9 protein-coding genes are annotated in these 11,086 nt (G+C 72.2%); 5 read left to right on the top strand and 4 right to left on the bottom strand.

Going from position 1 to position 11,086, the window contains the following annotated elements:
* Positions 1–88: 88 nt before the first annotated feature.
* Both AC069T_RS30415 and AC069T_RS30410 read right to left on the bottom strand, forming a co-directional pair.
* Positions 89–841, bottom strand: coding sequence for an ABC transporter ATP-binding protein (locus AC069T_RS30415; RefSeq protein WP_478785800.1), 753 nt, complete (start codon positions 839–841; stop codon positions 89–91).
* Between the two features lie 64 nt (positions 842–905).
* Positions 906–2,351, bottom strand: coding sequence for an ABC transporter permease (locus tag AC069T_RS30410; protein ID WP_478785799.1), 1,446 nt, complete (start codon positions 2,349–2,351; stop codon positions 906–908).
* 327 nt (positions 2,352–2,678) lie between these two features.
* Here AC069T_RS30410 and AC069T_RS30405 point away from each other — a divergent pair, with 327 nt between their 5' ends.
* Both AC069T_RS30405 and AC069T_RS30400 read left to right on the top strand, forming a co-directional pair.
* Positions 2,679–3,848, top strand: a complete 1,170-nt coding sequence (locus AC069T_RS30405) for a D-alanyl-D-alanine carboxypeptidase family protein (RefSeq protein WP_478785798.1) — start codon at positions 2,679–2,681, stop codon at positions 3,846–3,848.
* Between the two features lie 396 nt (positions 3,849–4,244).
* On the top strand, positions 4,245–4,802 hold the full coding sequence (locus AC069T_RS30400) for a DUF3291 domain-containing protein (RefSeq protein ID WP_478785797.1): 558 nt from the start codon (positions 4,245–4,247) through the stop codon (positions 4,800–4,802).
* A 57-nt stretch (positions 4,803–4,859) separates the two neighbouring features.
* Here the strand turns inward: AC069T_RS30400 and AC069T_RS30395 are convergent, their stop codons facing one another.
* Positions 4,860–5,618: an SDR family oxidoreductase gene (locus AC069T_RS30395; protein ID WP_478785796.1), complete on the bottom strand. Its 759-nt coding sequence runs from the start codon at positions 5,616–5,618 to the stop codon at positions 4,860–4,862.
* A gap of 133 nt (positions 5,619–5,751) precedes the next feature.
* On the opposite strand from AC069T_RS30395, the gene AC069T_RS30390 reads away from it, so the two are divergent.
* Complete coding sequence (locus tag AC069T_RS30390; protein ID WP_478785795.1) at positions 5,752–7,404, top strand: alkaline phosphatase D family protein; 1,653 nt, start codon at positions 5,752–5,754, stop codon at positions 7,402–7,404.
* A gap of 50 nt (positions 7,405–7,454) precedes the next feature.
* Here the strand turns inward: AC069T_RS30390 and AC069T_RS30385 are convergent, their stop codons facing one another.
* A complete protein-coding gene (locus tag AC069T_RS30385) occupies positions 7,455–8,456 on the bottom strand; it encodes a Gfo/Idh/MocA family protein (protein WP_476751818.1) in 1,002 nt (333 codons plus the stop codon).
* A gap of 83 nt (positions 8,457–8,539) precedes the next feature.
* Here AC069T_RS30385 and AC069T_RS30380 point away from each other — a divergent pair, with 83 nt between their 5' ends.
* Both AC069T_RS30380 and AC069T_RS30375 read left to right on the top strand, forming a co-directional pair.
* Positions 8,540–9,925, top strand: coding sequence for a multidrug effflux MFS transporter (locus AC069T_RS30380; protein WP_478785794.1), 1,386 nt, complete (start codon positions 8,540–8,542; stop codon positions 9,923–9,925).
* A complete protein-coding gene (locus AC069T_RS30375) occupies positions 9,853–11,070 on the top strand; it encodes a serine hydrolase domain-containing protein (protein ID WP_478785802.1) in 1,218 nt (405 codons plus the stop codon). The genes AC069T_RS30380 and AC069T_RS30375 overlap by 73 nt, the downstream gene beginning before the upstream one ends.
* Positions 11,071–11,086: the final 16 nt, after the last annotated feature.

The following is an 11,086-nucleotide window of genomic DNA, read 5'->3' as shown; positions in this document are numbered from 1 at the left end:
TCCGCCTTGCAGCTGCACGCGCCAGACCCCGCTCGGGTCGGTCAGGACGAACCGTCGGTCACAGCCAGCCTGATCCAAACGACAGGCCCTAGCCCGCGTACGCCTGCGGGGTGACCCCGCCGCGGCCCTGCCCCGCGTACGCCTCGGGTGACTCCCGGCGCGGCACGTCCTGCTCGGTCAGCGTGATCCGGCCCGCCCTGATCGTGGCGAGCCGCGGTGCCCGGCGGGCGATCGACGAGTCGTGGGTGACCATGACGAACGTCAGCCCGTACTCGTGCCACAGTCCTTCGAGCAGGGCCATGATGTCGTCGCGGGTGCCCTCGTCGAGGTTGCCGGTCGGCTCGTCGGCGAGCAGCACCTTGGGCCGCTTGACCAGGGCGCGGGCGATGGCGACCCGCTGCTGCTGGCCGCCGGACAGCTCCGCCGGCGCATGCGCCAGCCGGTCGCCGAGCCCGACCGAGGCCAGCGCCTCGGCGGCCCGCGCACGCCGCTCCGCGGGCTTCACGCCGAGCGGTACGAGAGCCGTCTCGACGTTCTCCTGCGCGGTCAGCGTCGGGATGAGGTTGAACGCCTGGAAGATGATCCCGACCTTCTCGGCGCGCAGCCGGGTCAGCTTGGCCTCGCTGACGGAGGCGAGGTCCACGCCGTCCAGTTCGACGCTGCCGGAGGTGGGGCGGTCCAGGCCGCCGATCATCTGGAGCAGCGTGGACTTGCCGCCGCCCGTGGGGCCCTGGATGACGAGCTGGTCGCCGTCCTCGATGACGAGGTCGACACCGCGCAGCGCCTCCACCGTCTCCTTGCCGCGCGTATAGCGCTTGGTGACGCCGGTGAGCTTGTACATGAGGTTCTCCGAGGGGAATGAGGGTCGCCCGGGGCACGGTCGTCTCCCGGTCGGGGGGAGGGGGTCAGGAGACGCTGCGCAGGGCGTCCGCGGGCCGCATGCGGGAGGCACGCCAGCCCCCCATGGCACCGGCGATCAGACCGCCCGCGATGGCGAGGCCTGCCGCGAGCGCGATGGTGGTCACCGAGACCGGCGCGGACAGCGCGATCTCCACGGTCTTCGAGGCCGCCTGCCGGCCCGGCCCGCCGCCGCCCGGCCCGCCGCGCGCGCCGCCACCGGAGGCGAGTTCCGCGGTCAGCTTCGGGCTGATCGCGGTCACCGTGTACGCCGCGCCGAGACCGAGGGCGATGCCGAGCGCGCCGCCGAGCAGGCCGTTCACGATCGACTCGCCGACGACCTGCCGGGTGACCTTGCGGGAGGGCCAGCCGAGCGCCTTCAGCGTGCCGAACTCGCGCACCCGGCGGCTGACCGCCGACGAGGTGAGCAGCGCGGCCACCAGGAAGGCGGCGATCAGGACCGCGACGGACAGCCACTTGCCGACGCTGGCCGCCAGGTTCGAGGCCGTCGACAGGGAGCCGGAGACGGTGTCGGCGAGGTCGGCGGAGGTGGTGACCGTCGTGCCCGAGATGTTCTTCTGGATGGCCGCCTTGACCGTGTCGATCTGCTTCGAGTCGGTCGCCTTGACGTAGATCGTGGTGACCTTGTTCTTCGCGTCGGCGAGCGTCTGCGCCTGCTTCAGCGGCAGGTAGACGTCGGTGGTCGTCTCACTGCTGTCCGGCGTCGCGATGCCGATGATCTCGTACGCGGTGCCCGAGATCTTGAGCTTCTCGCCGACCGTGTACGAGTTCTCCTTCGCGTACGACTTGCTGACCACGGCGACCTTCGCGGCGGACTGCGACGCCGTGAAGGTCCTCCCCTTGGTGATCTTCGACGTGGCGAGCGGGCCGAGGTCCTGCTCGGTGACGTCGATCCCCGCGACCGAGTACGAGTTGACGTCGAAGGAGGCGCCGCCGCCCTGCACCTGCGGCTGGCCGCTCCCGCGGCCCTGGGCGGCGCCGGGGCCGCCCTGCTGCTGGGTCGTCGAGGACTTCGCCTTGCCCTGGGTGAAGGAGCCGTCGACCTTGGTGACGTTCAGGCTCAGCGCGCCGACCGCGCTCGCCACGCCCTGCTGCGCGGCCACCTCGTCGACGAGCGAGGACTTCAGGGACTGGCCGCCCTGGGTCATCACCCGGTCCGAACTCTGCGTCGTGTCGCTGTCCGACTTGGCGTCGAAGTCGAACTTCGGTCTGCCCGTCGCGTTCGCGGAGGGCGCCGCCACGGCCTTGGTGACCGTCATGTCGGTGCCGAGCCCGTACAGCGACTTCAGGACCTTGTCCTGCGCCTGCTGCATGCCGGCCGACACCGAGTTGACGGTGATGACCAGCGCGATACCGAGCGCCAGACCCATGGCGATCACCAGGGCCGCCTTCTTGCGTCGGCTCAGCTCACGCTTGAGATAGATGCCAAACATCCCGTTCCCCAAAGGTTCTTGGCGCCCGCTGTGGGCGCGGCCACAAGCTATGGAGAAAGCTTTGAGCCGGGCTGAGTAAAGGGTGTGCGCGGGCTGAGAATGCGGCGTCCGGAATCAGAATCCGGTAAGACAGCTGATTCCTATGCGGAGGAGGGTGTACGGCCAGGAAACCCCTGTTGACTCGGGGCGGTGAGCCTTTCCGCCACAGTTCCCGGAGGCCTGTCCGGGGGCCCGTCCCGGTGCCTTTGCCGTCCCTTTGGCAGCGGCATGCCCTCCCTTTGTGACCCCGCCGCACGGCGCCGCGGGGCCGCTTTGTACGGTCCCGGGATGCGTGATTCCTCTCGGCTCACCCGCCGTGCCGCTCTGGGCCTCGCCGCCGCCGCCGTTCCGTCCGCCGTCGCCGGCCCCGTCTTTGCCGCCACCACGATCGGCGGTGAGCGGCTGGGGCGCGGCGGCGTCCAGGTGCGCGGTGCCTCGGGCCTGCCCCGGCTCACCGCCCGGGCCTGGCTGATCGCCGACCACGGGAGCGGGGAGGTGCTCGCCTCGTACGACGCGCACCGGCGCCTGGCGCCCGCGTCCACCCTGAAGATGCTGTTCGCGGACACGCTGCTGCACAAGTTCGGGCGGACCGAGCGGCACACGGTGACCGACGCGGACCTCGCCGGGATCCCGGCCGGCTCCAGCCTGGTCGGTATCCGGCCCGGAATCACGTACACCGTCGAGCAGTTGTGGCTCGGCGTCTTCCTGCGTTCGGGCAACGACGCGGTGCACGTGCTCAGTCACCTGAACGGCGGGGTCGACGAGACCGTCGGCCAGATGCAGGTCAAGGCCGCGGACCTGCAGGCCCTGGACACGCACGTGGTGAGCCCCGACGGCTTCGACCACAAGGGGCAGCTCTCCTCCGCGTACGACCTGACGCTCTTCGCCCGGCACGGCCTGCACGACGCGGACTTCCGTGACTACTGCGCGACGCGGACCGCGGACTTCCCGGCCGGCGGCAAGAAGACCTTCCAGATCCAGAACACCGACCGTCTGCTGACGGGGGCCTGGGGCATGGAGACGTACCAGGGCCTGATAGGGGTGAAGAACGGCTACACCAGCCACGCGGGCAACACCTTCACCGGGGCGGCCACCCGCGACGGCCGTACGCTCCTGGCCACCGTGATGCACCCCGAGCGCGCGGGGAACGGCGTCTACGAGGAGACGGCCGCCCTGCTCGACTGGGGCTTCGCGCACGCGGGGAGCGCCCAGCCGGTGGGTGTCCTGGTCGATCCCATCAGCGAGGGCGGGGCGAAGGCGACGGCGACCAGGAAGCCCGCCGGGGGTGCCGCCGGTGCTCCCGCCTCCTCCGGTGCGGGCGCCTCGTCCTGGGGACCGGCCGCCGGGGTGGCCGGAGCGCTCGCGCTGGCGGCGGGCGGTGCGTTCGCGTTGCGCCGCCGCAGGAGCAGGCGGGGCGGCGACGGCGGGGCCGCGACGGAGGAGACCCACCGGGGGTGAACGGCGGGGCGGTCCTCCCGGGCCCTGCACGGGTTGCGCCCGCCCCTGGGCCCGCCCGGGTCTTGTGCCCGCCTGCGGGCCCCGGGCAGGCCCGCCTGGGCGAACCGGCCACGCCGGCGGCGCACGGTGCATGTCCTGCCCGTCACCGCCCCGGACCCCGAAATGACCGGTGCAGGAGGCCATTTGGACAGGGAAAACGCAACTTCGACAGGGCCCGCGGAGGCAGCTACCTTCACCTGGTCCTCGGCGATCGCCCACGGCCGCCCAGGAGTTCCTTCACCCTGAGCCACCCGCGTCGGGACGAGTTGGTCACGCCCCACGAACCCTCGCCCCCCTGCGTGAGCCACCGAACCGGGTCAAGGTCCACACCAGGCACCCCCAACCAGGGAGAGACGCATGCCCCATCTCGCGCTGTACACATTCGGTGTCCTGAAGTCACCTCTCGCCGATCCCGCACCTCTCACGTGCGAGTTCTACGACATCGGTGAGGCCGTCTACCGGCAGATCAGTCAGCACCCCGGGTACCTCGCTCATGCCGAAGCGGCAGACGGTGAGCGGGGCGCGCTCTTCGACGCGGACTGGGGTGCATGGGGAGAATTCGCCGTACCGGCCTGGTACGGCAAGGGCCGTACGGTGGAAACCACCGCTCTGGCCGCGACCCTCTCGCTCTGGACCGGTCTGCGCCCCGCCTTCGACGCCATCTACAGCGGTCCGCACCGTGAGGCGCTGGCCAGGCGCGACGACTGGTTCGAGAGGGCAGGACACCCGAACTACGTGTTCTGGTGGGTTTCCGAAGGCGTGGTGCCCACCTGGCAGGACGGGGTTTCCAGGCTGGAGCACCTCCACGGCCACGGCTCCGCGCCGCACGCCTTCACCTTCCACCACTCGTTCACCCCGGAGGGAACTCCGGCCAGGATCAGAGGCACCGGGCCGAAGAGCGACCAGGTTCGCTGACGAGGAAGCCTGAACGGCCGGGTTCGCCGTCAAACGCCTCGATCTCCCCGCCCGGCCTCAGCCCCGGCCCACGTACGGCATCGCCGTCGCCAGCACCGTCGCGAACTGCACGTTCGCCTCCAGCGGCAGTTCGGCCATGTGCCGCACGGTGCGGGCCACGTCCGCCACGTCCATCACGGGCTCGACGGCCAGTTCGCCGTTCGCCTGCAACGTTCCCGTCCGCATCCGCTCGGTCATCTCGGTGGCCGCGTTGCCGATGTCGATCTGGCCCACCGCGATCCGGTACGGGCGCCCGTCCAGGGAGAGCGCCTTGGTCAGCCCGGTCAGCGCGTGCTTGGTCGCCGTGTACGCGACCGACTGCGGACGGGGCGTGTGCGCGGAGATCGAGCCGTTGTTGATGATCCGACCGCCCTGCGGATCCTGCTCCTTCATCTGCCGGTACGCCGCCTGCGCGCACAGGAACGCGCCGTTGAGGTTGGTGTCCACCACGTGCCGCCAGGCGTCGTACGGCAGTTCCTCGACCGGGACGCCCCCGGGACCGAACGTGCCCGCGTTGTTGAACAGCAGGTCCAGACGTCCGAAGCGGTCGCGGGCGGCCTTGAAGAGGGCGGCCACGTCGTCGGGGTCCGAGACGTCCGTGCGTACGGCCAGGGAGGGGCCCCCGGGAACCAGGGCGGCCGTCTCCTCCAGGGTCTCGGTCCTGCGGCCCGCCAGCGCCACCGACCAGCCCGCGCGCAGCAGTTCCACGGCGACCGCGCGACCGATGCCGGAGCCCGCCCCGGTCACCACCGCGGTCTTCGTTTGCATGGCATTCATGGCCCCGCAGCGTACGGGAGGGTCCACCGTCCGGAACTCATCCATCCGCCATCTGGCTGTTGTGTACGCGACAGTCCAGCGTCGACCCTGGCCACTCCAATGCCTCGTACCACCACCGTCAGGGGAGGGCCAGATGACACCCGCAGCCCATCAGCCATCGCACACCTCGCGGCACGGCGCCGAACTGCGCGCCGCCGCCCGCCACATCGGACGCCGCCGCTTCCTCACCGTCACGGGCGCCGCCGCCGCGCTCGCCTTCGCCGTCGACCTGCCCGCCGCCGGCGTGGCGAGCGCCGCCGAACTCGACGCCGCGAGGATCACCGACGACCCCTTCACGCTCGGCGTGGCCTCGGGCGACCCGCTCCCCGACTCCGTCCTGCTGTGGACCCGGCTCGCGCCGGCGCCGTACCAGGCCGACGGCGGACTGCCCCGCAAACGCGTCACCGTGCACTGGGAACTGGCCCACGACGAGCGCTTCAGCCGCGTCGTCAGACGCGGCACCGCCGTCGCGCACCCCGAGTTCCACCACACCGTGCACGTGGAGGTCGGTCACCTCGACGCCGACCGGATCTTCTACTACCGCTTCCGCACCGGCAGTTGGGTCAGCGAGACGGGCCGCACCCGCACCGCACCCGCCACCCGCAGCCGCACCTCCGCGCTCACCCTCGCCGCGGTCTCCTGCCAGGCGTACCACGACGGCTACTTCACCGCGTACGGACACCTCGCCGAGGACGACGTCGACGTCGTCTTCCACCTCGGGGACTACCTCTACGAGTACGCCGTCAACTCCGCCGGCGGCGCCCGCAAGTACACCGACCGCACCCTGCCCGACCTCTTCAACCACGAGACCGTGACCCTGGAGGACTACCGCCTGCGGTACGCCCTCTACAAGTCCGACCCCGACCTGCGGGCCGCCCACGCCGCCCACCCCTTCGTCGTCACCTGGGACGACCACGAGACCGAGAACAACTACGCCGGCGACATCGACGAGAACGGCAACCCGCCGGAGGATTTCCTGCTGCGCCGCGCCGCCGCCTACCGCGCCTACTGGGAGAACCAGCCGCTGCGCCGTCGACAGTTGCCGGACGGGCCCGACGCCCAGCTGTACCGGCGGCTCCAGTGGGGCAGGCTCGCCCAGTTCGACATCCTCGACACCCGCCAGTACCGCTCCAACCAGGCGTACGGCGACGGCTCGCACGTCCCCGGCCCCGAGTCGGACGACCCGGCGCGCACCATCACGGGGGCGACGCAGGAGCGCTGGCTGCTCGACGGGTGGCACGAGTCGCGGGCGCTGTGGAACGTGGTCCCGCAGCAGGTCACCTTCTCTCAGCGGAAGCTGGACCTGAACCCGGTCGCCAAGGTGTCGATGGACGCCTGGGACGGCTACCGCGCCTCGCGCCAACGGGTCCTCGCCGGGGCGAAGTCCGCCGGGATCGAGAACCTGATGGTGCTCACCGGCGACGTCCACGTCGGGTACGCCTTCGACATCAAGGACGACTTCGACGACCCGGCGTCGGCGACGCTCGGCACGGAGATCGTCGCGACGTCCGTCGCCAGCGGCAAGGACGGCGCCGAGCGGCCCGCCAACTGGGCCACGTACACGAAGGCCAACCCGCACCTGAAGTTCTACAACGGACGGCGCGGCTACGTGACCGTCGAGCTGGGGCGCCAGGAGGCGCGGGCCGACTTCAAGACGGTGTCGGCGGTGACGACGCCGGGGGCGCCGATCACCACGGCCGCGTCCTTCGTGACGGAGGTGGGCGACCAGGGCCTCGAGCCCGTCTGAGCCGGCGGCGAGCCGTGCGCCGGCCCGGCGCCCGGGCCGGCGGACAGCCCTTAGCCGGCCTCCCCGGGGTAGCGGACGCCGATGCGGTCCCGTATCGCGTCGAGCGTCCGCATCACCGCGAGGGTGCCGTCCAGCGGGACCAGCGGCGACTCGGTCTCACCGGCGCGCAGGGCCCGCATCACCTCGGCGGCCTCGTGCCTGAGGCTGCTGCGGGGGCCGCTCGCCGGGTCGGCCAGGAACTTCTCCGGGTCGCGGCCGTCGCGGTGCAGGACGAAGTGCTCCGGGAAGAAGAACCCGTCCGGGATGTCGATACGGCCCGCGGAGCCGGTCACCGACGCGGACACCGGAGTGCCGCCGCTGATGGAACAGTGCACCGAGGCGAGGGCCCCGCTCTCGAAGGACAGCAGCGCACCCGTCTGGAGATCGACGCCCTCGTCGGAGAGCACGGCCCGCGCGGTCACGTCCGAGGGCTCCCCGAGCAGCAGCTGCGCGAACGACACCGGATAGACGCCGAGGTCGAGGAGCGCACCGCCGCCCTGCGCGGGGTCCCGCAGCCGGTGCGACGGCGGGAAGGGCCCGGCCAGCCCGAAGTCGGCCTGCAACGTGCGCACGTCACCGATCGCGCCGTCGTCCACCAGCGCCTTGAGCCGCCGGATCAGCGGATTGCAGTACATCCACATGGCCTCCATCAGGAAGCTGCCCCGCTCCCGGGCGAGCGCCACCAGCTCCTCGGCCTCCCGTGCGTTCAGCGTGAACGCCTTCTCGCACAGCACGTTCCGCCCGGCCTCCAGGCACAGGCCCGCGGCCACCCGGTGCGCCGAGTGCGGAGTGGCCACGTACACCACGTCGACGTCCTCGTCCGCGGCGAGCGACGCCCAGTCGCCGTACGCCCGGGGTATCGCGAACCGCTCCGCGAACGCCTTCGCCGACTCCTGGCTGCGCGACGCCACCGCCACGACCTCCGCGTCCGGCAGATCCACCAGATCCGCCGCGAACGCCGCGGCGATCCCTCCGGTCGCCAGAATTCCCCACCGCACGCTCTCGCCCGTCATTCCCGGCCCCTCGCCCTGTGACCCCGAACACTCCGTACGAGCTGAGAGCATAGGTGGCGGACCGAACGGAGAGGGAGGGGCACATGCCGGAGTCCGGCCGCACGGCGAGGGGCGAGGACGAGACCCAGGGGCACGTGACGGGGGCGGCGGTCACCGAGCAGGCAGCGGACGCGGCATCCCGGGCGCTGCCCGGCCCGGCGGCACCGCGCAGGACCGGGCTCCTCGTCATCCTCGTCCTCGGCGGCCTCACCGCCACGCCCCCGCTGGCCATGGACATGTACCTCCCGTCGCTGCCGGAGGTCACCAGGTCGCTCGACGCGCCCGCCGCGACCGTGCAGCTCACGCTCACCGCGTGCCTCGCGGGCATGGCCTTCGGGCAGCTGGCCGTCGGGCCGCTGAGCGACAAACTGGGCCGCCGCAGGCCCCTGCTGGCCGGCCTCCTCGTCTACATCCTGGCCACCGCGCTGTGCGCCGTCGCGCCGACCGTCGAACTCCTCGTCGTCTTCCGGCTCGCCCAGGGTCTCTCGGGCGCCGCCGGGATCGTCATCGCGCGGGCCGTCGTCCGCGACCTGTACGACGGCGTGGCCATGGCCCGGTTCTTCTCCACCCTGATGCTCGTCTCGGGGGTCGCCCCGGTCGTCGCCCCGCTCATCGGCGGGCAGATCCTGCGCGTCACCGACTGGCGGGGCGTCTTCGTCGTCCTCACCGCCGTCGGCATCGCGCTGACGGCCCTGGTCTGGTTCCGGCTGCCCGAGACCCTCGCCCCCGGGGAACGGCACAGCGGCGGCGTCGGCGAGGCGCTGCGCTCCATGCGCGGACTGCTCGCCGACCGCGTCTTCGCCGGTTACATGCTCGCGGGCGGCTTCGCCTTCGCCGCGCTCTTCGCGTACATAGCCGCCTCGCCCTTCGTGATCCAGGAGATCTACGGCGCCTCCCCGCAGACCTTCAGTCTGCTGTTCGGCGTGAACTCGGTGGGTCTGGTGGCCGCGGGCCAGATCAACGGCAAGCTCCTGGTCGGCCGGGTCAGTCTCGACAAGACGCTCGCCACCGGTCTCGCCGTCGTCACCCTCTCCGCGACCGCCCTGCTCCTCATGTCCGCCGGCGCGGTCGGCGAGGTCGGCCTGGTGCCCGTCGCGACCGCGCTCTTCGTCCTGATGAGCGCCATGGGCATCACCCTCCCCAACACCCAGGCCCTCGCCCTGATGCGCACCCGGCACGCCGCCGGCTCGGCGTCGGCACTCCTGGGCACCACCTCCTTCCTCGTCGGCGCGATCGCCTCGCCCCTCGTCGGCGTCGCCGGCGAGCACACCGCCGTACCGATGGCCGTCGTCCAACTCGCCGCGGCACTGGTGGCGATCGCCTGCTTCGTGGCACTGTGCCGTCCCTGGGAACAGGGATCCCCGGCGCTCGCCGGAGACCGCGAGCCCAGGGACGGCCGGACAGCACTGGGAAAGGCGGCGGGGAACTGAGCGCACCGAGACTGCGCGTCGACACACCGGAGCGGGCCGGGCTCGACTCCGGCGAACTGCGGCACCTCGTACGGGAGGTGCGCACCCTCACGACGGGGGAGCGCCCCTGGGCGGCGGGCACCGTCGTGGTCGCCGGGCGCGGCCCCGTGATCGCCGTCGAGGAGGCGGCCGGGTGGGCGGTGCGCTACGCGTCGTACGACGAGAAGAAGGACGTGGGGATCGAGCAGGTGCCCGGGGAGCGGGTGCCGATGACCGTGGACACGCCCTTCGACCTGGCGTCGCTGACCAAACTGTTCACGGCGGTCGCGGCCGTCCAGCAGCTGGAGCGCGGCACGCTGGGCATCGACGCGCGGGTCGCCGCGTACCTGCCCGACTTCCGGGGTGTCGCGGAGCACGGCATCACCGTGCGCCAGCTGCTCACCCACACCTCCGGCCTGCGGCCCGAACTCCCGCTGTACGACTGCCCGTCCGACGCGGCACGCCTCGAGCTGCTGCGGGCGGAGGCGCCGGTGACGCGGCCCGGCGCCGCGTACCGCTACTCCGACCTCAACCCGCTGCTCCTCCAGTACGTCCTGGAGCGCATCGCCGGGCGCGGGCTCGACGTCCTGATCCACGACGGCATCACCCGTCCCCTCGGCATGACGGCCACCGGTTTCGGACCCCGCCCCGGCGCCGCCGCCACCGAGGACCAGCGGCGGCCGTGGGGGAAGGCGGACCGGGGGATGCTGCGGGGTGTGGTCCACGACGAGAACGCGTGGGCGCTCGGCGGAGTGGCCGGCCACGCGGGCCTCTTCTCCACGGGCCGCGACCTCGCCGTCTTCTGCCGCGCCCTCCTCGCGGGCGGCTCCTACGGCCCGGCCCGCATCCTCGGCCCCGACTTCGTGGAACTGATGCTGACCCCGCCCGGCCTCGGCTTCGCCGTCGACCAGCCGTCCTTCATGGGGGAGCTGGCGCGGCGCGGCGCGGCCGGCCACACGGGTTTCACGGGCACGTCGCTCGTCCTCGACCCGGCGACGGACACCTTCCTCGTCCTCCTGGCCAACACGGTCCACCCCCGCCGCCGCCCCCCGGACAACACTCCGCGAGCGGCGGCGGCAACGCGCCTGGCACACGCGGTGAGAGGCAGCGGAGGGACGGCGCAGTAACGGCTCCCCGGCCGGG

This window comes from Streptomyces sp. NPDC043867, assembly GCF_056435845.1.
This window is presented reverse-complemented; position numbering and strand designations above follow the sequence as displayed.